The sequence below is a fragment of the Erwinia sp. INIA01 genome (genome assembly GCF_025947915.1).
Lineage (GTDB): Bacteria > Pseudomonadota > Gammaproteobacteria > Enterobacterales > Enterobacteriaceae > Erwinia > Erwinia coffeiphila.
Genome location: NZ_JAPDNC010000008.1, coordinates 64,063 through 86,834, shown reverse-complemented (window position 1 = coordinate 86,834; position 22,772 = coordinate 64,063). Strand labels below are relative to the sequence as shown.

The window sequence follows — 22,772 nt, the reverse complement described above, 5'->3', positions numbered from 1 at the left end:
CACGCGTGCTGCCGCTCCCACGGATGCCAGATCCTCCCCCCTGGGCTATCTTTACATAAGCATAAAAAGGGAAGGAGAAGCGCATGTCGCGTACCGGGAAAATAATCAGCTGGACTGCGGGGGTCCTGGTTCTGCTGCTCGTGGCTCTGGTGGTGCTGATTGCCACGTTCGACTGGAACCGTTTAAAGCCGACGATCAACCGCAAGGTTTCGCAGGAAATTAACCGCCCGTTCGCCATCCGTGGCGATCTGGGCGTCGCCTGGGAACGTAACCGCAGCGAGCCGGGCTGGCGCAGCTGGTTGCCGTGGCCACATATTCATGCTCAGGACATTATGCTGGGCAACCCGCCGGAAATCCCCGATCTGACCATGGCGCATCTTGAGCGCGTTGATGCGTCGATTTCGCCACTGGCGCTGCTGGGAAAAGAAGTGTGGCTACCGTGGATCAAGCTACAGCAGCCGCAGGCGAAGCTGGTACAAACCGCTGACGGCAAGAACAACTGGACCTTTAACCTGGCCGGCAGCGAAAACAAAGACCCGAATCAGCCACCTTCCGCCTGGTCATTCCGGCTGGACAATATCGTTTTTGACCAGGGCACCATCGGCTACCGCGACGCGATTAACAAAGCCGACGTTAAGGTAACGGTCGATCCGCTGGGTAAACCCGTGCCCTACGCCCAGCTGGCGGGAGGCGATGACAAACAGAAGGGCGCGGCCGACTTTGTCTTTGGCTGGCAGGCCAGCGGCACCTATAACAAGGAAAAACTGACCGGCGAAGGCAAGATTGGCGGCATGCTCTCACTGCGCAGCCAGACAACGCCGTTCCCGGTGCAGGCCGACGTACGCAGCGGAACAACCCGGGTTCGCCTGGCGGGGACCATCCAGAATCCGATGGATCCCGGCGGCGTTGACCTTCGGCTGCGCTTCTCCGGCGATACGCTGGCGAACCTCTACGGCCTGACCGGCGTGCTGCTGCCGGATACCCCGCCGTATGAAACCGACGGGCACCTTAGCGCCCGCTTCCGCGAAACCGGGGGCGCAGTGTTCCGCTATCAGAACTTTAATGGTCATATCGGCGACAGTGATATTCGTGGTTCCTTAACCTACAGCCAGACGAAGCCGCGGCCAAAACTGGAGGGCGAGCTGGAATCGCGCCAGCTGCGGATGGCCGACCTGGGTCCGTTAATCGGCGTGAACTCGGGTAAAGGCAGTGAGAAAACCGAGCAGGCGAAAAAGAAACGCGGTGAAGCCTCCACGCAGCCTGCCGACCGCGTGCTGCCGCATGATAAGTTCGACAGTAAAAGCTGGAACGTGATGGACGCGGACGTGCGCTTCAGCGGTAAACGCATCGAACACGGCAGTTCGCTGCCGCTGAGCGATCTTTCAACCCATGTGATACTGAAAAACGGCGATCTGCGCCTCGACCCACTGCGCTTCGGCATGGCGGGCGGCACGATAAACTCAAGCATCCATCTGGAAGGGGATAAAACACCGCTGCAGGGGCGGGCCGATGTGCATGCCCGCAGCCTCAAGCTACGTCAATTGTTCCCTGATGTGCAGGCGATGCAAAGCGCGCTGGGGCAGCTGAACGGTGATGCCACACTGAGCGGGCGGGGAAATTCGGTGGCCGACCTGCTGGCAACCAGTAACGGCAACCTGAAGCTGCTGATGAACGACGGCCTGATCAGCCGCAGCCTGATGGAAATTGTCGGGCTTAACGTCGGCAACTACGTGGTGAGCAAACTGTTTGGCGATGATGAAGTGAAAATCAACTGCGCGGCAGCGAATTTGCAGGTCAAAAACGGGTTGGCTTCGTCTCAGCTATTTGTTTTTGATACGGAAAATGCGGTAATCAATATTACCGGCACCACCAACTTCGCTAACGAACGCCTGGATCTGTCAATCGATCCGGAAAGTAAAGGCATCCGCATTATCACCCTGCGCTCGCCGCTGTACGTGCGCGGCACCTTTAAAAATCCTGATGCGGGGGTGAAAGCAGGCCCGTTGATTGCTCGCGGTGCTGCTGCGGTAGCGCTAGGTGCGGTGGTCGCTCCGGCTGCGGCCCTGCTGGCGCTCATTTCCCCCAGCGAGAACGATCAGAATCAGTGTACGAAGGTCCTTGGGCAGATGAAGGGGAAATAACCAATGCAGCGTGACGCATTTTAGTCAGAGGAAGCGAGGAAGGCTGCGGACGAAAAGCTAAAAAAATCACCGCCACGGTCAAGTGGCGGCGAAGAGGGTTGATGCGTGCTTCAGGCGGCATAACCGCCAGGAAGATTTAATCAAACAGTGATTCGTGACGGGTTTCGCGGCATTTAATCAGCGCGAGCAGCGTCAGGAACGCCATGGAAGCCAGGTAAACGCCAACGTAGAACAGGCCATAGGTGTGTGCTAACCAGGTGGCGATATACGGCGCTACGGATGCCCCTAAAATTGACGACAAATTGTAGGAGAACGAGGCTCCGGTATAGCGTACTTCGGTCGGGAACAGCTCCGGCAGCAGCGCACCCATCGGGCCAAAAGTCAGGCCCATAATGCTCAGACCGCACAGCAGGAACGCCATCACCAGCGCCTGATTACCTGAACCCAGCATGGAAGGGAAGATCAGCGCGAAAGCGATAATCATCAGGGTAATCACAATCATCGTCTTACGACGACCAAAGCGGTCGGCCAGCATACCGGCAATCGGCACCATCACGCCAAAACCAATCACCGCAACCATCAGCATCCACAGGAAGGTATTACGCGGAATACCCAGGCCGTTTGGAGCCGGTGTTGTGCCATAGGTCATGGAGTACACGGTCATAATGTAGAACAGGGTGTAGGTCGCCAGCATGATAAAGGTGCCAAGCACGGTCGCACCCAGGTGCTTGCTCAGCAGGGTACCGATTGGCACTTTAACCTGTTTTTTCTCTTTCTGGACTTTGGCAAACACCGGCGACTCATGCAGCGAGACGCGAACGTACAGACCAATCAGTACCAGCACGGCAGAGAGTACGAACGGTACGCGCCAGCCCCAGTTCATAAACTGCTCATCGGTCAGCAGCCAGGAAAGCAGCAGGAAGGTGCCGTTGGCAAAGAAGAAGCCGATCGGTGCGCCGAGCTGTGGGAATGAGCCGTAAAGCGCGCGTTTTTTCGCAGGCGCATTTTCAGTAGCCAGCAGAGCAGCACCGCCCCACTCGCCGCCCAGGCCGAGACCCTGACCAAAACGCGCCAGCGCCAGCAGCATGGGAGCAAACACGCCAATGCTATTGTAGCTCGGCAGCAGGCCGATGATGACGGTAGAGATCCCCATAGTCAGCAGCGAGGCCACCAGCGTGGCTTTACGGCCAACGCGGTCACCGAAGTGGCCGAAGAGCGCAGAGCCGATCGGGCGGGCCACAAAAGCGATAGCAAAGGTCGCCAGCGACTGTAGCGTGGCCACGGTGGCATCACCCTGCGGGAAGAAAATATGCGGGAAGACGATCACCGCCGCAGTAGCATAAATATAGAAATCGAAGAATTCGATAGCCGTACCGACCAGAGAAGCAACCACCACTTTACTACGGGAGTTTACGGGTGCAGCGTCTTCAGCGGCGATAGATGGAGCGATGGAGGCTTGCATAATTGTTTCTTTATTCTAATAAACGAAAAAGAATCTTACGCAGAGGTTTAATCGCATTCAATGGTGAAAGTGCCCAGTGAGTTTATAGATCCTACGGGAAAAGAGGATAATGTTTAATATGCGATATTTGCGAGAACATGGCAGGGAAAATGAAATGTTTTTTAGAGTTAATCACTAAAAAATGGCAAATAAAAGTTAGGAGCCAGTAATAAATGCCCCTCTTTGGCTAAATAGTGACCTTTAGCCAGGGTTTTTGACTACTTCTCACTTCACATTCACTGTCTCTTTTCTATGCAGATGACTTATTTGTAATTTAAGTCAATTAATGCCGACCCAATTTTAATTAAAATACATTCTCCGACGGCATAAAAAATCTGTAGTAAATATCAACAATCACCAGGGAAAGGTTATTATGGATAAAATTACTCGCAGTGATACTTCTGTCCTGAACAGCGCGCATTCCGCCCTATCCGATAAACATCGCAGCAGAGTGCTTTCGATAGGGATCTTTTTCGACGGCAGCGGGAATAACGCCTATAACACCATGAAACGCATGGATATATACAACAAACATACCCATGATGAATCTTGCCTTTCGGAGACAATTAACGGGGCAAGACCCGGTGATATCTCACGCAGTAGTTATGATAAGTATTACACCAATATTTATCGGCTGTTTACTCTCTATAAATCTCCCAGGGACGACCAGGCTGAATCTCAAACAGGTTTATATATCAGTGGGACCGGTACACATTCCGGTGATGCGGACAGTATTAGCGGTTTTGCGATTGGTGAAGGGAAAAGTGGCATTATTGCCAAAACGGATGAGGCAATTGCCGCACTCTCTGCTGAGCTAAAGAAAATAATACGCCAGGATAAAGAAAAAGGGCAGATTACCCGGCTGGCATTCGACCTTTTCGGCTTCAGCCGCGGTGCGGCGTCGGCGCGCCACTTTGCTAATCGTGTTGCAGGGCAAGATCCGCTACTGACTGCGGCTATTGTTGAAGGCTTAAAAGAGCGGGGAGATCGCGCTCTCCCGGCGATCGAGACTCGCTTTATCGGACTGTTCGACGGTGTGGCCGGTATTGCGAATATGACCAACGCATTCAATCCCCACAGCCCGCACGACGGGGGTCTGAAACTGTCATTACCGCCGGGCATTGCGCACCGGGTCTTTCAAATTGCGGCAGCACATGAGTATCGCTACAACTTCTGCCTGCAAAGCATTGCGCCTGAGTATCCCGAGCTGGTTCTCCCCGGCGCGCACTCGGATATCGGCGGGGGTTACAATCCGCAGGAAGAAGAGCACCAGTTCCTCAGCCAGCCGGAGTTCACTTACTTACCTGCCGAAACTCCGGACGAGATGGCCGACGTTGTGCAGCAGGCCAATGAAAATATGCGAATTTTGCAGGGCAATCCAGCGTTGAAGCCGCTGCTGAACAGTGGAGAGATGAAGGTTGAGAGCTGGCATGACGAATGGCTGCCTCCCAGTCAGGAAGGGCTTGCACGCAAACGGGTTGGGGCCGCTGTAGTTTTTCGCCGTCGTCTGAGTAACGACTGGGCGAAGCTCGCACTGCGGGTAATGGTGGATGCCGCGCAGGAGGCCGGTGTGATGCTGGCAAATATCGATGAGGACGATCCCGAATTCAGCCTGCCGCCGGAGCTGACTCCACTCTGCGAATTCGCCCGTGAGCAGGGGAAACGGCAGCGAAGCGGCAAATCGCCCCAGCCCTTCAGCCATGATGACCTGCGCATCGCAGGCCGCTACCTGCATTTTTCAGCCAGCTGGTGTGCCGTCCAGGAAGCGTTTGTCTGGCGTGATGGCGGATGGCTGACCACCGTTTCCAGGTCGGTCAGGCGGGAGGCATTAATCAGTTATCCCGATCGCCCGGACGAAAACTGGATGCGGACGATTTACCCTTCATCCACGCCATAAAATGACGTTTTGCACATTCGTTGATAAACAGTTTAGGAAAAAACCGGCCATTTTTTAACGCCATACTAATTTTATTACTTTAAAATCATCATGTTATTTTTATAATCTTTATTACTTCCCGTAATTAATCTCCGGGTTTACATTGCGTAGCCCGGCGATTAGAATCTCGGCAAATTACTAACGGAGCCTGCATTTCATTGGACAGTCACCCTTTACCTGAACATTACTGAAGGCAGGTCCACTCCGTTTAATGTGTGCCTGCCGTAAAAACGGCGGGCCATGCTGCAACTCTCTTCCGAGCTGTTTCATCCCGTAAATCAATTTCATTCGATCTGGTCTTCGCCAGCGGCATAGCTGCGTGGCTGACTATCAGAGCATCCTCTGCTGTACGCGCGATTTTCGCTGCGCGGCAGATTAACCCAGGAGCACACGATGAAAGAACCTCCGTCACGAGAGAGGCGATGGCAGGATGAACACGGGAGGATAACGCACTAACGTTTCTTCTCCTTTCCGTCTGCCTGCCACGCCTCCTTCCCTGAATTTACTGAAAAAACCTCGTTTGCAGGGACCTTCTCCTGCACGTAAAAAAACTTCATTCAAGGAGCAGGCAGATGAAAATGCATCACGCTGACCTGAAAAAGGCGCGCGATCTGGCGATCGCCAGCGCAGCCAGCCGGAGCCAGGAACACACCCTCGCTCAACTTAATACTCAACGCCACGGGCTGACCTTTGAGGATGCCGCAGAACGCCTGGAACACTTTGGCACCAACCAGGTTGCCAGCGAAAAAGCCCCGGCAGCAGCAATACAGCTGGTGCAGGCGTTCAATAATCCGTTTATCTGGGTGCTGACCGCGCTGGCAGCCATCAGTTTTGTTACCGATTATCTGCTGCCGCTGAATCGCGGTGAAGATACCGACCTGACCGGCGTGATCATTGTGCTGGTGATGGTCAGCCTCAGCGGCTTACTGCGTTTCTGGCAGGAATACCGCACGAACAAAGCGGCGGAAGCGCTGAAATCCCTGGTGCGCACGACTGCCACGGTGATTCGACGCAGCCATGCGCACAGTGAAGCGATGGAGATGGAAATCCCACTACAGCAGGTCGTACCGGGCGATATCGTACGGCTTTCGGCGGGCGATATGATCCCGGCCGACGTGCGCCTGCTGGCCTCGCGCGACCTGTTTGTCAGCCAGGCGGCGCTGAGCGGTGAAGCGTTACCGATTGAGAAATATGACACCCAAAGCAGCCCGAACGTTGCCGGACCGCTCAGTGAACAGGAGCTGCTCAGCCTGCCCGGCATCTGCCTGATGGGCACCAGCGTGGCCAGCGGCAGTGCGACGGCAGTAGTCGTGGCTACCGGCGGCCATACCTGGTTTGGTTCGCTGGCAACTTCACTGCTGGGTAAGCGCCCGCAAACGGCGTTCGATCGCGGGGTCAACAGCGTCAGCTGGCTGCTGATCCGCTTTATGCTGGTCATGGTGCCGATCGTTCTGCTGCTGAACGGCTACAGCAAAGGTGACTGGAGCGATGCGCTGCTGTTTGCGCTGGCGGTTGCGGTGGGGCTGACCCCGGAAATGCTGCCGATGATCGTCAGTTCTAACCTCGCGAAAGGCGCGATTGCCCTTTCGCGGCGGAAAGTGGTGGTGAAAAGGCTCAATGCCATCCAGAACTTCGGCGCAATGGACGTGCTGTGCAGCGATAAAACCGGCACGCTGACTCAGGATCGCATCATTCTGTCTCACCACCTGGATTTGCACGACCGCAGCGACGAACGCGTACTACAGCTGGCGTGGCTGAACAGCCGCCATCAGACCGGCGTAAAAAATCTGATGGATAAGGCCGTTCTGGCCTTCAGCCAGGGCAATATGGCGGTCAACGACCTGTGGCGCTATCGCAAAATCGACGAGCTGCCGTTCGATTTTGAACGCCGCCGCCTGTCGATTCTGCTGGCGGACCAGAACCAGCAGCAGATGCTGGTCTGCAAAGGCGCGGTGGACGAAATGCTGGCGGTTTCCAGCTTCTGGCGCGACGGCGATGAAATCCGCCCGCTGGATGAGGCCGCGCGTCAGCGCCTTCGCGATCAGGCAGAGAACTATAACCAGCAGGGCTTCCGCGTACTGGTGGTCGGCTGGCGGGCTATTGAAGGCAGCCCGATCTCACTGCCGCTGAGTATCCATGACGAGCGCGAACTGATTGTCAGCGGCGTTTTGACTTTCCTCGATCCACCGAAGGAGAGCGCGGCAGAAGCCATTGCTGCCCTGCACGAAAACGGCGTGACGGTGAAAGTACTGACCGGCGATAACGCGATTATTACCAGCAAAGTGTGCCGCGATGTGGGTCTGGAGCCGGGAGAACCGCTATGCGGCAGTGAAATCGCCCAGCTCAGCGATGATGAACTCTACCTGCTGGTTGAGCAGCGTACGCTGTTCTGCCGCCTGACGCCGCAGCAAAAAACCCGCGTACTGCAGGCATTGCAACACAACGGACATACGGTCGGCTTCCTCGGCGACGGTATTAATGATGCGCCGGCACTGCGGGCGGCGGATATCGGCATCTCCGTGGATACCGCCACGGATATTGCCAAAGAATCCGCGGATATCATACTGCTGGAAAAAAGCCTGCTGGTGCTGGAACAGGGCGTGATGACCGGGCGCGAAACCTTCGGCAACATCATCAAATACCTGAACATGACCGCCAGTTCTAACTTCGGCAACGTCTTTTCGGTGCTGGTGGCCAGCGCGTTTATTCCGTTTTTACCGATGATGGCGATCCATCTGCTGCTGCAAAACCTGATGTATGACCTGTCGCAGCTGGCGCTGCCGTGGGACAAAATGGACAAAGAGTTTCTGCGCAAGCCGCGCCGCTGGGATGCGAAGAATATCGGCCGGTTTATGCTGTGGATTGGGCCAACGTCATCCATTTTCGATATCACCACCTTCTGGCTGATGTGGACGGTGTTCGCCGCCAATAGCGTTGAAAGCCAGGCGCTGTTCCAGTCCGGCTGGTTTGTGGAGGGGCTGCTGTCGCAGACGCTGGTAGTGCATATGCTGCGCACCCGAAAAATTCCGTTTATTCAGAGCCGTGCCGCGCTGCCGGTGATGCTGGCCACCGGGCTGGTGATGATTGCCGGGATTTTGATCCCGTTCTCGCCGCTGGGCCATGCCGTCGGGCTGGTGCCACTGCCGTGGAGCTACTTCCCATGGCTGCTGGCCACTCTGCTGGGCTACTGCGTGGTCGCGCAGGGCATGAAGCGTCTTTACATCCGCCGTTTCGGCCAGTGGTTCTGAGGGGGATAAGATGAAAAAAGATAATTCAGCGGTGGCGATTGTGTTGTTTTTTGTCGGGGTGGTGATTTTTTCCGGGGCGATACTGATGATATTTAGCGAATAGGGGTTGCGGGTGAGTTCGGGTTGCTGCACGTTCTGCGCATGGCTTATCGGGGTTATCCGGAACGCGGACCCGCTGCCACGTCCATGTACGCTCGGCTTCGCACTTCCCTGTGCTCGTGGGCCAGTTTATCCGGTACCCCCGATTACCTGTTAACTAAGGTAGTGCTGGTGAGTCCAGGTTGCTGCATATTCTGCCCATGGCCTATCGGGGTTATCCGGAACGCGGACCCGCTGTCACGTCCATGTCCGCTCGGCCTCGCACTTCCCTGTGCTCGGACGGTCCGCTAACCCGTCCATCCCCGATTGCCCGTAAACTAAGGTGTTGCTGTTTTAAAGTCTGTTTCTTCCGGCTTCACACTCTTGTTTACCGGATTGAAATTGCTCAGGGAGCACTCGCCATAAAACAGGCTGATAGAAGGAAGTGCATAGATTAGAGAAAGTGAGTGCTGAACTCTAAAGCGACGAAGCGAATGCAATGAGAAGCTGCGGCACCACTGTAAAGTCTTAACGGTAAAGGTGACGAGAACGGCGTAATACCAAAGCCTGAACGGTGAACGTGACAAGAATTCAGCAACACCAAAATCTGAACGGTGAACGTAACGAGAATGCCGCTACACCAAAACCTGAACGGTGAACGTGGCGAAAATGCTGCAACACCAAAACCTGAACGGTAAAGGTGACGAGAAAGCAGCAATCAATCAGCTTGAAAGGAGAACGTTACGGTGCAGATAAGCCGGGTGTATGCCGCAGGGACGCGGCATCCAAGTCCTCAGGGACTGGGTTCACGACGTCCCGCCGTTATGCCCGTAACGGTCGCCGATGCTCCGATCCAGAAGCGGTGAAAGCATCTCGTCACGTTAACCGATGCACAAATCCTGAAGCGAGAGAGGACTCTCGTCGCGTTAACTGATGCACTAAACGTGAAGCGACAAGATCCCCCGTAACACTACAATTCATCACTCTGTCGCGATCGGCGTTTCGCTAATCGCTACGGTTTCATCACCCTGGATTTTCTGCACCCGCTGCTCAACCTGCTGCACCGCGCTGGCATCCTTCAGCAGTGAATAGGTCAGCGTAAACTCGGTACTCTGCCCTGGCTGTAGCTGCTTCACGCGACCCTGCTCTTTCTCAATCGTCACCGGATAGGCATAGTTGGTACCCGGCTCAATCCCGGTCACGTAACCCTGCTTCTGCGTATCAGTGTTTTTCCACATGGTCAGCAGCGGCAGCTGTTTGATATCGAACTCAATTGATGCGCCCTTATCGCCCTTACTGTTAATCACTGCGGCCACGGTTTTACCGTTTTCGTCAGCTTTCGGCGTGAGGTTAAACACCATCTCGTCGAAGTCTTTCGTCGGCGCGCCGTAAACATTCCAGTCGTTCAGACCTTTCTTCGCGTAGTCGTTAAACGGTGAAACCGACTTCAGCGGCGCGATAAACCGTGCGTCTTTCTCAAGGATCGGCGTACCGAAGTTGCTGTGATAGATAATCTGGTAATCGTGCGGATAGTCCGCGTGGTTGGTCAGCACATCGTGCACGGTAAAGGAGTCAGAGCCGGGCACGTAACGCAGCTCGGTCCAGGTTTCGAGCTTCGCTTTTTTGAAGGTGGTTTCTTTCAGCAGACCGCGAATACGGATTTCATGCGGTGCTTTTTCATCGACGATCACTTCAACTTTTGAAGCCGGGGTATTACCCGCTTTGCCGTGCAGCGTGTAAATCACGCCATCTTTGGTGACCGGGTGGCCGGTCCACTCAAAGCCACAGCGCACCATCATTTCGTTGAACCCTTCCAGCCAGCCCAGGCCGTTGCGGCTTTCCAGATTGATGTAAGCCGGATTCACGACCTCATCGACCGGGGAATCCCAGCCAAGGCGCACACCATGGCCGTTAACATGCAGCAGATCCATGCCTCGCGTCGGGCTGAGGGCGATGGTCAGGCCATTTTTACTGGTGATGGTCAGCACTTTCGAGCCTTCCTGCTTGCCGCCGTGCAGAACTTTTTGCTGAATGCTGAAGTTCTCACCGGAAAGCTTCAGCTGCTGGCTGTTTACCTGCCAGTTTCCCTTTTCCACACTGGTTTCAGCATCCGTCAGCAGCCAGCTTTGTGCCGATGCCTGACCGCAGATTAACGCCGTAATTACCCCTGCCAGAAGTCTTTTCTTCATCGTATTATCCCTTTTGCTGAATTGATTTAGCTTTGACCGCGTCAAGACTACAAATCAGCGCGGGAGAAAAATGTGACAATCATCACCGCATGGACTTTTAGCCATTTTTAGTCGAATAATCGTGCTACTTCTCACTAAAAAATGCATACGGCGTTGTTTGTTTCATTATTAATGCGACATAAAGTCATTTACTCATCCAACAAGACTTAACGATTCAGCTAGTTTTTCAGGGCCAGTGAAAAATCATCATTTCCAGGCAACCCCTCCTGCCCGCGTGCTGTCCCTGATGCACGAATATTGCATCACACCAGTGCCAGCGTTAAGGTGGTCACCCTTAGTGAATAACAAGTGATTAACAGGGTATGAGCTTCTCGGCTTTCGGTGACAAATTTACGCGCCACTCAGGCATTACGCGCCTGATGGAAGATATGGGTGAGGGTTTACGCACGCCGGGTACGGTGATGTTAGGCGGCGGTAACCCCGCGCAGATCCCCGCAATGAATGACTATTTCCATCAGCTTTTGCAGCAGATGCACGATGAAGGCAAGCTGACGGATGCGCTGTGCAACTACGACGGCCCGCAGGGTAAAAGCACTCTGCTGAACTCCCTGGCGGAGCTGCTCAGTAAAGAGCAGGGCTGGCAGATTTCGCCGAAAAATATTGCCCTGACCAACGGCAGCCAGAGCGCCTTTTTCTATCTGTTTAACTTGTATGCCGGGCATCGCACTGACGGCCAGAAAAAGCGCGTACTTTTCCCGCTGGCTCCAGAATATCTTGGCTATGCCGATGCCGGGCTGGATGAGGACCTGTTTGTCTCCACGCGACCGAATATCGAAATGCTGCCGGAGGGCCAGTTCAAGTATCACGTGGACTTTGAACATCTGCACATTGGCGAAGATACCGGCCTGATCTGCGTCTCCCGACCAACCAACCCCACCGGTAACGTGATTACCGATGACGAGTTGCTGAAACTGGACGCACTGGCGCAGCAGCACGATATTCCACTGCTGATTGATAATGCTTACGGCGTTCCTTTCCCGGGCATTATTTTCAGCGAAGCGCGCCCACTGTGGAATCCGAACATCATTCTGTGCATGAGCCTGTCCAAGCTGGGGCTGCCGGGCTCACGCTGCGGCATCATCATCGCCGATGAGAAGGTGATCTCGGCCATCAGCAATATGAACGGGATTATCAGCCTCGCCCCCGGCAGCATTGGCCCGGCCATGGCGCATGAGATGATTCAACGTGGCGATCTGCTGCGGCTGTCGGAAGAGGTGATTAAGCCCTTCTATCAGGAACGTGTTAAGCAGACAATCGCGGTTATTCGCCGCTATCTGCCGGAAGATCGCTGCCTGATCCATAAACCTGAAGGCGCGATTTTCCTCTGGCTGTGGTTTAAGGACCTGCCGATTTCGACTGAGGTTCTCTATCAGCGGCTGAAGCAGCGCGGCGTGCTAATGGTGCCGGGGCATTTCTTCTTCCCGGGGCTGGAGGCTGAGTGGCCTCACACGCATCAGTGCATGCGCATGAACTACGTTCCGGATAGCGAAGTGATTGAGCGGGGCGTGGCGATTCTGGCGGAAGAGATAGAGCGAGCGAGAAGCGAAGGATAAACAACAGGGGCCGCTTAACGGCGGCCCCTGCATCAGCATTATTTCAGAATTTCAATGCGGCGCGGTTTATTGGCTTCAGGCACCACGCGTTCCAGGTCGATGTATAGCAGACCATTCTCCAGGCGAGCATCCCGCACGTGGACGTGCTCCGCCAGCTGGAATTTACGCTCAAAGTTACGTTCCGCGATGCCCTGATACAGATAGGTGCGCTGCTCCTGCTCTTCAGGATGTGAACCGCGAACGGTCAGCAAATTGTCGTGGGAGGTGATTTCCAGCTCGCTTTCCGCAAAACCGGCCACGGCAATCGTAATACGATAGTGGTTTTCCGCCACCAGCTCCACGTTGTAGGGAGGGTAGCCGCCGTTGTTCCCCTGGCCCTGGCTGGTTTCCAGCAGGTTGATCAGACGGTCAAAGCCGATAGATGAACGATACAGTGGGGCAAGGTCGAAATTACGCATGTTTAAGCTCCTGATATACAGCGAGTTATTAAGATATCGACTCTCCACTATGGACGAGTCGCTGGCTCAGTAAGTACCGCCCTGTCGGCGCAGGTACTTCACTGACCGTAGTAGTAAAATGGTGACACCAGTGACGCTTTCAAGGGGAAGTTGTGATTTTTTTAACCCGATCGCACTGAATGTCATACACTCAGGGATGAGTTCGTCGGCCTTAGTGCCAGCCACCGCAGAGTGGACCGGGATTTCCCCGCGTTTGACGACAGATCTCAGCAGGCTGCAACGACTGAAGGGATAGTAAATGATGAAGGCATTAAAGAAGTATACCGCTGCAGGGTTGCTTACCTGCGCCTCGCTTGGCGCGACCAGCGGCTGCTCAAGCGTTATGACCCATACCGGCCCCAGTCAGGGCTATTATCCAGGAACGCGCGCCAGCGCCAGCGTGTTGACCGATGACGACAGCAGCTGGGCGATGAAACCGCTGGCGGCAATTGATTTGCCGTTTTCTGCGGTGATGGATACGCTGCTGCTGCCGTGGGATTACTATCGTACCGATGATACGGACTCGCCGCGCGAGCGCGTGCGCCGAAGCGAACAGCAAAACAGGACCGCCGACGGACTGTCGCAGGCGGCCCCGATGGTTTCTAATTCACCGACGCCATAAAGATCTGCTGATACCCGTCGTGGCTGCGCAGGTAAGCAACGTGCCGACCGTCGGGAGAAAATACCACCGCATCCGCTGAGGGTGCGGTTTCACTGCGTGGAGTAATGCGGCGCAGTTTTCCCGTTGCCAGCGTACAGAGCGTCACGCTGTTGTCGCAGATAAACGCCAGGCTGCCACCGTCGGGATGCCAGCTGAAGGCGGACTGAATGCCGCTTTCCGACCGGGTAATCTGGCGCGGTTCGCCCCCCAGCGGGGATACCGTCCACAGCTGAACCACACCGAGATCGTCCTTCATCAGAAAGGCAATTGCGCTGCCATCCGGTGAGCTACGCAGCCAGTGCCTCGGTGTACTGACCAGACCGGGATAGCGGCGTTGATGGGTAAAGGTAACGCGCCGCTGCTGTACGCTCTCAGGCGGAGCAGGCAGGCGCGTTGCCGTACCTTCCAGCGGAAAGGCCCCCGGAACGGCAAAATCAGCGTTATCCTCCGGCAGATCGACGACGAACACTTCCGCCACCTTTTCACCGTTTGCCGCCAGCGTATCGCCAATAAAGGCCAGCGCCCATCGCTGCCGCTGCGCACCCCGCTGATAGCCACGGGAGCCAATCCATCCCTCTTCGTAAGCGCGATTGATCTCATCGCTGCCCGGCTGCGGCGTTGGCGTGGTCTGACTGACCAGCACGCAGTAGTGGCTGCCGTCGTATTCACGCGGGTGACGTTTCGGCGGGCACACCGCATGCAGCGGTACGGCAACGCCAACGTTGCGCAAATCCTGGGTTTTGTCCCACTCGTGCATGACATGATCGTTGTAGGTAAAACTTAAGCGGCTGCCGTCCGGGCTAAAGACATGAACGTGGGAACCACCGCGCAGCGCGCCGGGCGTGAAGGGTGGCGTAATATCGCAGGCGTCCAGATTCTCCGCCACGCCGTGCTGAATAATCACTCCACGCCGGTGGTGAAAATCATATTTCCACAGGCTGTCGGGATGCTCCGGCCCGTGAATACAGACGTAGCGCGGCGGAAGATCAGGACTGGCGGTGACCACGCCAACGCGCGCACCGTCCCGCGCCTGATACAGCACCTCCACCGCGCCGCTGCTGACGTTGACCCGCTCAATAGTCAGACCGGTAAAAGACGCCCCGGAAGGGCGCACGTCATAGACCAGCCACTGGCTGTCGGCGGTCCAGACGTTTATGTTGGTCAGCTGATGATGCCGGGGGGCGAAGGTGATCTGTTGTTCACTCATCGGGCAGCCCTTTTACAGAACAAATTTCTCAATTGCCACGGCGACACCGTCTTCACGATTGGATGTCGTTACGAACTGGGCGATTTCTTTCACCACCGTAATCGCATTGCCCATCGCCACGCCCGTACCGACAAATTCCAGCATCGCCAGGTCGTTTTCCTGATCGCCCAGCGCCATCAGTTCGTCGCGCTGCAGGCCAAGAAGCTCCGCCAGCAGCTTAACACCGGCCCCTTTGTTCACCTCTTTATTGAGGATTTCCAGGAAGAACGGTGCGCTTTTCATGATGGTATTACGTTCGTAAGCTTCAGCAGGAATGCGGGCAATCGCCGCGTCCAGCAGTTCAGGCTCATCGATCATCATGATTTTCGGGAAGATTAACGTTGGGTCCATCTCTTCCACGGTACGGTAGCGCAGCGGCATGCCGGTGAGGCCCGCTTCGTGGACGGTGTAACGGCTAATATCTTTGTTGGCGGTATAGAGGTGGCTCTGGGTCAGCGCCTGGAAGTTTACCCCCAGTTCGCGGGACATCTGCTCATAGTAGAGGTAGTCATCGAAGGTCACCGGCACTTCAGCCACGCAGCTGGCATCGTTCGCTTTTTGCACCAGTGCGCCGTTGTTGGTGATGCAGTACTGGCCTTCTTGCTCCAGGCCTAGCTCGCGCAGGTAGCGCTGTACGCCGAGGAACGGCCGTCCGGTTGCCAGCACCACCGCCACGCCTTTATCGCGCGCCGCTTCAATCGCCGCCTTCACCCGGGGCGTCACTTCGTGCTGCGGGTTAAGCAGCGTCCCATCGATATCAATCGCTATTAATTTAATCGCCATGCCACACTCCTTAGCTTCTGTTTTGCTCCATGCTAGCGCGATTCAGCTGGCGATCTCCAGCAGGTTACACAGTTAGTTGTTAGCCCGATGGATTACGGGAAAGTCACGATCGCTGGCGGACGCGTCTGGGATACGGGTAATGCAACTGGAGCAGCAGAAAAAGAATCAAGACAGAGACAGCAGAGGCAGAGGCAGAGGCAGAGGCAGAGGCAGAGGCAGAGGCAGAGGCAGAGGCAGAGGCAGAGAGGTTATTCAGGGGCGGCCCGAAAACAAGCCGCCCCTGCATCGGGTCTTAGATATCGATGTTTGCCGCCCGCAGGGCGTTTTCTTCGATAAAGGCACGACGTGGCTCAACCGCATCACCCATCAGGGTAGTGAACAGCTGATCGGCCGCAATCGCATCTTTCACCGTCACGCGCAGCATACGACGGCTGTCCGGGTCCATGGTGGTTTCCCACAGCTGTTCCGGGTTCATTTCACCCAGACCTTTATAACGCTGTACGGACAGGCCACGACGTGACTCTTTCACCAGCCAGTCCATTGCCTGCTCGAAGCTGGCAACCGGCTGGCGGCGCTCGCCGCGCTCAATGTAGGCATCTTCTTCAATCAGGCCGCGAAGTTTTTCACCCAGCGTACAGATTTTGCGGTATTCCGCGCCCAGCATAAACTCCGTATCCAGCGGATAATCGGTATCCACACCGTGAGTACGGATGCGAACCACCGGCTCAAAGATATGCAGCTCACGGTTTTCACGCACCACACCAACGTAGCTGCTGCCGTGCTGCTCTTTCTCGTTCAGCCAGGTCACCAGGGTATCCAGCCAGCTTTGCACCGCCGCTTCCGCAGAGAGATCGCTCAGCGTTGGGTTGTAGATCAGCGCATTCAGCAGCGACACCGGATAGCGGCGCTCCATACGCTTGATCATTTTGCGCGTGCTGTTGAATTCAGCCACCAGCGACTCCAGCGGCTCACCGCCCAGCGCAGGCGCATTGGCGTTGGTGTGCAGCGTGGCACCATCAAGAGCGATAGCGATCTGGTACTGGTCCATGGCTTCGTCGTCTTTGATGTACTGTTCCTGCTTGCCTTTTTTCACCTTATACAGCGGCGGCTGTGCGATATACACGTGGCCACGCTCGATGATTTCCGGCATCTGACGGTAGAAGAAAGTCAGCAACAGCGTACGGATATGCGAACCATCGACGTCGGCATCGGTCATGATGATGATGCTGTGATAGCGCAGTTTGTCCGGGTTATATTCATCGCGACCAATGCCGCAGCCCAGCGCGGTGATCAGCGTCGCGACTTCCTGCGAAGAGAGCATCTTGTCGAAGCGCGCCTTCTCCACGTTAAGGATTTTACCTTTCAGCGGCAGAATCGCCTGGTTTTTACGGTTACGACCCTGCTTGGCTGAACCGCCCGCAGAATCACCCTCCACCAGGTAAATTTCAGACAGTGCCGGGTCGCGCTCCTGACAGTCGGCCAGTTTGCCCGGCAGGCCTGCCAGATCCAGCGCGCCCTTACGACGGGTCATCTCACGGGCACGGCGTGCGGCTTCACGCGCACGCGCAGCATCAATAATCTTACCGACGACGATTTTCGCATCGCCCGGATTTTCCTGCAGATAATCACTCAGCAGTTCGTTCATCTGCTGCTCAACTGCCGATTTCACCTCAGAGGAAACCAGCTTGTCTTTGGTCTGCGAGGAGAATTTAGGGTCCGGCACTTTCACCGACACGACCGCAATCAGGCCTTCACGCGCATCGTCACCGGTGGCGCTGACTTTGGCTTTCTTGCTGTAGCCTTCTTTATCCATGTAGGCATTCAGCGTACGGGTCATCGCCGCACGGAAGCCGGCCAGGTGCGTACCGCCGTCGCGCTGAGGAATGTTGTTAGTGAAGCAGTAAATATTTTCCTGGAAACCGTCGTTCCACTGCAGCGCCACTTCCACGCCAATGCCGTCTTTCTCAGTAGAGAAATAGAACACGTTTGGGTGAATCGGGGTTTTATTCTTGTTCAGATACTCCACAAACGCCTTAATACCGCCTTCGTAGTGGTAGTGATCTTTCTTATCGTCGCGCTTGTCTTCCAGCTTGATAGAAACGCCGGAGTTCAGGAAGGAAAGCTCACGCAGGCGTTTTGCCAGGATCTCATATTCGAAATCGGTAACATTGGTAAAGGTCTGGTGACTTGGCCAGAAGCGCACGCGGGTTCCGGTGAGTTCAGTCTCGCCGGTCACGCTCAGCGGAGCCTGCGGCACGCCGTGAACATAAACCTGCTGATGGACCTGACCGTCGCGACGAATGGTCAGCTCTAATTTTTCCGACAGGGCGTTAACCACTGAGACACCCACGCCGTGAAGACCGCCGGAAACCTTATAAGAGTTGTCATCAAATTTACCGCCTGCGTGCAGCACGGTCATGATCACTTCGGCAGCGGAAACCCCTTCTTCCGGGTGAATACCGGTCGGGATTCCACGGCCATCATCCTGCACGGAAACAGAGTTATCGGCATGAATGGTAACAACAATATCGGAGCAGTAGCCGGCGAGTGCTTCGTCAATGGCGTTATCCACGACCTCGAAGACCATGTGATGCAGACCGGTACCGTCATCCGTATCGCCGATATACATACCAGGGCGCTTGCGTACAGCATCAAGTCCTTTAAGAACTTTAATACTTGAGGAGTCATAAGAATTCGACATCAACGTTTCTCGCTCATTTAATCTTCAGGTTGAACCGCTATTTTACCTTGTTCTACGTGGAACATCTTGCCCTTTTCGCCAGCCATATCGAACACATGTTCAGTACCAATGGCACTAACGAAAACCTGGGCCTGAGTGGCTTTTAAACGCGACGCCAGCAGCTGTCGACGCGTCTCATCCAGCTCAGAGGCAAAATCATCTATCAGATACAGGCAACGACGCCCGCTCTGTCGGGTGAGAAACTCACCCTGCGCCAGCCTCAGGGCGCACATCAGCAGCTTAAGTTGGCCGCGTGAGAGTAAATCTTCCACCGGCGTCCCTTCGGCACGAATGCGGAAATCCGCTTTGTGCGGGCCGCTGGCGGTATAGGTCAGTGCGCGATCGCGCTCAAACTGACGTTCAAGCAGTTCCGCATAGTCGCTCTCTTTATCCCAGCCGCGCTGGAAAGAGAAACTCAGTTCGAACTCGGGTAAAAACTGCGCACAGGTTGTATTGATATCGGCGGCAATCGCTTCGCTGTAGGCCGCACGCCATGCGCTTATCTGCTCGGCAAGCGGAGCCAGTTCACGATCCCATGCCTGAATCTGCTGGTAGCGCGTCAACTGGCGCAGCGCGGCGTTGCGCTGCTTTAACAGCCTGCGCAGATTGTTCCAGGCGTTAAAAAAGCCCGGCTCGTTGTGAAAGCAGCCCCAGTCTATGTAGGCACGGCGAAATTTCGGCCCGCCGTTCAGCAGGGTAAATCCCTCCGGCGTGATCAGCTGCATCGGTAACATCTGCGCCAGCTCGGCCACTTTATGGCCGTCGCTGCCGTCAATGCGGACTTTACTGTCACCGGCACGATTTTTGGTCAGGCCGACCGAGATCTCGCGTTCGGCGCCAGCAATACGGCCGTGCAGCACAAAGGCATCCTGGCCATGACGGATTACCCGACCGGCCTGCAGGCTGCGAAACGCACGCCCATGACCAAGGGTATAGATCGCTTCCAGCACGCTGGTTTTACCGCTGCCGTTGGGGCCAACAAGAAAGTTGAACCCCGGGGCCAGCGTCAAATCCGCATTTTCGATATTGCGAAAATCTTTAATAAGAAGGCGGGTTAAAGCCATAGCAGACAAAATCTCAATACCGGCGATATAACAGCACCCTGTCCTTTCTGTACGTCAGGCCAGTGCATTAACGGGCAACGTGCAGGTTAGCCCGGAATTATAACCGCATTGGCATAACAACGTAGGCCGCACTCTGGCTTGCTGCATCTTCAATCTGCACGCTGGAAACCGAATCCGTCAGCAGCAGACGCACGTTCTCGCACTTCAGCGCATTCAGAACGTCCAGCACGTAGCTGACGTTGAAGCCGATTTCGAGATCGGTGCCGCCGTAGCTCACGTCCAGAATCTCTTCTGCTTCTTCCTGTTCAGGGTTGTTGGCAGTGATTTTCAGCTGGTTTTCACTGATATACAGACGCACGCCACGGAACTTTTCGTTGGAAAGAATCGCCGCACGGGAAAATGCCTGCTTCAGCAGATCGCAGCTGGCATCCAGGGTTTTGTCCGGATTTTTCGGCAGTACGCGGCGATAGTCAGGGAAACGGCCGTCAACCAGCTTCGAGGTGAAGATGAAGTCACCAACGTGCGCGCGGATATTGTTGCTACCGATCTGCACCTGTAATGGCGTATCGCCACCGTCGAGCAGACGAACCAGTTCAATCACCCCTTTACGCGGCACGATCACCGAATGGTTTGGCAAAGACTGACCCACCGGCATTGAACAGACCGCCAGACGGTGTCCGTCGGTGGCTACGGTGCGCAGCTCTTCGCCTTCGGTTTCAAACAGCATACCGTTCAGGTAGTAGCGAACGTCCTGATGCGCCATCGAAAACTGCGTGGCTTCGATCAGGCGCTTCATGGTCGCCTGCGGCAGGGTGAATTCGACATCAATCTGCCAGTCGTCCAGGTTCGGGAAGTCGCTGGCGGGCAGAGTGGAAAGTGAGAAGCGGCTGCGGCCGGAGCGCACCAGCATTCTGTCACCTTCCAGAATCACGGTGATCTCCGCGCCTTCGGGCAGGCCACGGCAGATATCAAAGAATTTACGTGCCGGAACCGTCGTGGCGCCAGGCTGATGATCCTGAGTCAGCGCCACGCGCGCGACCATTTCCATCTCAAGATCGGTACCGGTCAGCCGCAGGGTGCCTTCATCGACCTGCAGCAGCAGGTTACCAAGGATCGGCAGAGTAGGGCGGCCGCCTAACGGGCTGCTGACCTGCTGTAATGGTTTAAGCAAACGCTCACGTTCTACAATAAATTTCATAGTCAGGAAGATAATGTTCTGATTAGATTTGAGAAATCTTCTTTAATGTCGTGACTCTCTTCACGCAGCTGCTCAATTTTACGGCAGGCATGTAGCACGGTGGTATGGTCACGACCCCCGAAAGCGTCGCCGATCTCCGGCAGACTGTGGTTGGTCAGCTCTTTCGCCATCGCCATCGCCATCTGGCGCGGGCGGGCTACCGAGCGGGATCGCCGTTTAGACAGCAGATCGGCCACTTTAATTTTGTAATATTCGGCAACCGTCTTTTGAATGTTGTCGATAGTGACCAGCTTTTCCTGTAACGCCAGCAGGTCACGCAGCGCTTCACGGACGAAGTCGATGGTGATGGCACGCCCGGTAAAGTTGGCATTGGCGATAACGCGGTTCAGCGCCCCTTCCAGCTCGCGGACGTTAGAGCGCAGACGCTTGGCAATAAAGAATGCCACTTCACCCGGCAGGCGGATGTCATTCTCATCTGCTTTTTTCATCAGAATCGCCACGCGGGTTTCCAGCTCAGGCGGCTCGATCGCCACCGTCAGGCCCCAGCCAAAGCGGGATTTAAGACGATCTTCTACCCCATTGATCTCTTTCGGATAGCGATCCGAGGTCAAAATGATCTGCTGATTACCTTCCAGCAGCGCATTAAAGGTATGGAAGAACTCTTCCTGAGAGCGCTCTTTGTTGGCAAAGAACTGGATATCATCGATCAGCAGCGCATCGACCGAACGGTAGTAACGCTTAAATTCTTCTATCGCATTGTTTTGTAATGCTTTTACCATGTCCTGTACGAAACGCTCGGAGTGCATATACACCACTTTGGCATTGGGCTTGCGCGCCATAATGCCGTTGCCGACCGCATGCAGCAGGTGCGTTTTACCTAAGCCCGTACCGCCGTACAGAAATAACGGGTTGTATGCGCCGCCGGGGTTATCGGCCACCTGACGCGCCGCCGCGCGCGCCAGCTGGTTTGATTTACCCTCAACGAAATTGTCGAAGTTGTGCTTGGTATTGACGTTAGAGCGGTATGACAGTTCCGCCGGTGCAGGTACGCTGTCCCAGCTTGGGCGAACCGGAGCCGCGCGGCTGCTTGTACCCGGCGCACTGGCGTGCGCGCTGGCCATGACCGGCTGACTGACAGGTTGTACCGCCGGTTTGCTGCCCACTTCAAAACGCAACAGCGGAACGTTCGGCCCACAGAAGTCATTTAGCAGTGCATTGATATTATTCAGGTATTTATCCCGAACCCAGTCGAGTACAAACCGATTTGGTGCATATAATGCCAGCGTGTTGTCATTCAGTTCGGCCTGCAAGGGGCGTATCCACATGCTGAATTCTGTGGCAGGTAGCTCATCCTGCAAACGGGCAAGACACTGTTGCCAAAGCGTAAGTGACACGGCGGACTCCACTCGAAAAAAAATTCGATAAGAAAAAATAAGGGCGCTGAAGCGATAATTTCATCATTGTTGACGCATGCCGATGAGACGCATGCGAACCGTTATCTACGGTTACTCCACTCTAGCCCGGCATCCTGGAAGCATGCGGTTAGCAAGACGACCCGAAGGATCGTTAGCGGAACGGCGGATCATAGCGTAAACCGTCGCAGAGATCTTCACTTTCTACACAGTTTTGATCCAATTTATCCACAGGCGCATACAACGCAGATTAGTTTACGCCACCTTGCGCAAAAGACATTCAGGATCGTCTGCATTCAGTGAAATTTAATGGTGCCATCACGTTATTGCCGCAAAAACAATGTAACGGGATCGCGAGATGATCCTGCACGATCCTTGCGCTTTTTAACGGAGGCCGTATAATTCTTGCCCCGGCGTGCTGCGCCGTGGCCCTTATGGCTGTTTTTGCGGGTCAAAACGGGCAAT

At 55.3% G+C, this 22,772-nt stretch carries 14 protein-coding genes; 5 read left to right on the top strand and 9 right to left on the bottom strand.

The annotated features are described in order from the left end of the window. The first annotated feature begins 83 nt into the window (after positions 1-83). Positions 84-2,141 (top strand): AsmA family protein, encoded by a 2,058-nt coding sequence (locus OMR58_RS15200; protein ID WP_264546324.1) that lies wholly within the window; start codon positions 84-86, stop codon positions 2,139-2,141. A gap of 136 nt (positions 2,142-2,277) precedes the next feature. On the opposite strand, the gene OMR58_RS15195 is transcribed toward OMR58_RS15200, so the two are convergent. Then, positions 2,278-3,603, bottom strand: coding sequence for an MFS transporter (locus tag OMR58_RS15195; protein ID WP_105593701.1), 1,326 nt, complete (start codon positions 3,601-3,603; stop codon positions 2,278-2,280). A gap of 412 nt (positions 3,604-4,015) precedes the next feature. Here OMR58_RS15195 and OMR58_RS15190 point away from each other — a divergent pair, with 412 nt between their 5' ends. Both OMR58_RS15190 and mgtA read left to right on the top strand, forming a co-directional pair. Further along, complete coding sequence (locus OMR58_RS15190) at positions 4,016-5,539, top strand: T6SS phospholipase effector Tle1-like catalytic domain-containing protein (protein WP_264546323.1); 1,524 nt, start codon at positions 4,016-4,018, stop codon at positions 5,537-5,539. A gap of 575 nt (positions 5,540-6,114) precedes the next feature. Continuing rightward, positions 6,115-8,826, top strand: a complete 2,712-nt coding sequence (gene mgtA, locus OMR58_RS15185) for a magnesium-translocating P-type ATPase (protein ID WP_264546402.1) — start codon at positions 6,115-6,117, stop codon at positions 8,824-8,826. A 1,058-nt stretch (positions 8,827-9,884) separates the two neighbouring features. On the opposite strand, the gene OMR58_RS15180 is transcribed toward mgtA, so the two are convergent. Further along, complete coding sequence (locus tag OMR58_RS15180) at positions 9,885-11,093, bottom strand: aldose 1-epimerase family protein (protein WP_105595329.1); 1,209 nt, start codon at positions 11,091-11,093, stop codon at positions 9,885-9,887. Between the two features lie 362 nt (positions 11,094-11,455). On the opposite strand from OMR58_RS15180, the gene OMR58_RS15175 reads away from it, so the two are divergent. Beyond that, the gene (locus OMR58_RS15175; protein ID WP_264546322.1) at positions 11,456-12,706 is read left to right on the top strand and encodes a valine--pyruvate transaminase; all 1,251 of its coding nucleotides are present in this window, start codon (positions 11,456-11,458) and stop codon (positions 12,704-12,706) included. A 38-nt stretch (positions 12,707-12,744) separates the two neighbouring features. Here the strand turns inward: OMR58_RS15175 and ibpA are convergent, their stop codons facing one another. Next, positions 12,745-13,164 carry a small heat shock chaperone IbpA gene (gene ibpA, locus OMR58_RS15170; protein WP_105595327.1) on the bottom strand — a complete coding sequence of 140 codons (420 nt, stop codon included), beginning with the start codon at positions 13,162-13,164 and terminating at the stop codon, positions 12,745-12,747. Between the two features lie 301 nt (positions 13,165-13,465). On the opposite strand from ibpA, the gene OMR58_RS15165 reads away from it, so the two are divergent. Continuing rightward, positions 13,466-13,825 carry a YceK/YidQ family lipoprotein gene (locus OMR58_RS15165; protein ID WP_264546401.1) on the top strand — a complete coding sequence of 120 codons (360 nt, stop codon included), beginning with the start codon at positions 13,466-13,468 and terminating at the stop codon, positions 13,823-13,825. Here OMR58_RS15165 and OMR58_RS15160 read toward each other — a convergent pair. The 6 genes from OMR58_RS15160 to dnaA all read right to left on the bottom strand — a co-directional run bounded on the left by OMR58_RS15160 (position 13,806) and on the right by dnaA (position 22,289). Further along, positions 13,806-15,071 carry a DUF3748 domain-containing protein gene (locus OMR58_RS15160; RefSeq protein ID WP_264546321.1) on the bottom strand — a complete coding sequence of 422 codons (1,266 nt, stop codon included), beginning with the start codon at positions 15,069-15,071 and terminating at the stop codon, positions 13,806-13,808. The genes OMR58_RS15165 and OMR58_RS15160 overlap by 20 nt on opposite strands. 12 nt (positions 15,072-15,083) lie before the next feature. Then, the gene (yidA, locus tag OMR58_RS15155; RefSeq protein WP_264546320.1) at positions 15,084-15,893 is read right to left on the bottom strand and encodes a sugar-phosphatase; all 810 of its coding nucleotides are present in this window, start codon (positions 15,891-15,893) and stop codon (positions 15,084-15,086) included. Between the two features lie 292 nt (positions 15,894-16,185). Next, positions 16,186-18,594, bottom strand: coding sequence for a DNA topoisomerase (ATP-hydrolyzing) subunit B (gene gyrB, locus OMR58_RS15150; RefSeq protein ID WP_264546319.1), 2,409 nt, complete (start codon positions 18,592-18,594; stop codon positions 16,186-16,188). Positions 18,595-18,611: 17 nt separating this feature from the next. Further along, a complete protein-coding gene (gene recF / locus OMR58_RS15145) occupies positions 18,612-19,697 on the bottom strand; it encodes a DNA replication/repair protein RecF (RefSeq protein WP_264546318.1) in 1,086 nt (361 codons plus the stop codon). Positions 19,698-19,794: 97 nt separating this feature from the next. Then, positions 19,795-20,895, bottom strand: coding sequence for a DNA polymerase III subunit beta (dnaN, locus tag OMR58_RS15140; RefSeq protein ID WP_105595322.1), 1,101 nt, complete (start codon positions 20,893-20,895; stop codon positions 19,795-19,797). Positions 20,896-20,897: 2 nt separating this feature from the next. Beyond that, positions 20,898-22,289 (bottom strand): chromosomal replication initiator protein DnaA, encoded by a 1,392-nt coding sequence (gene dnaA, locus OMR58_RS15135; protein WP_200545859.1) that lies wholly within the window; start codon positions 22,287-22,289, stop codon positions 20,898-20,900. Positions 22,290-22,772: the final 483 nt, after the last annotated feature.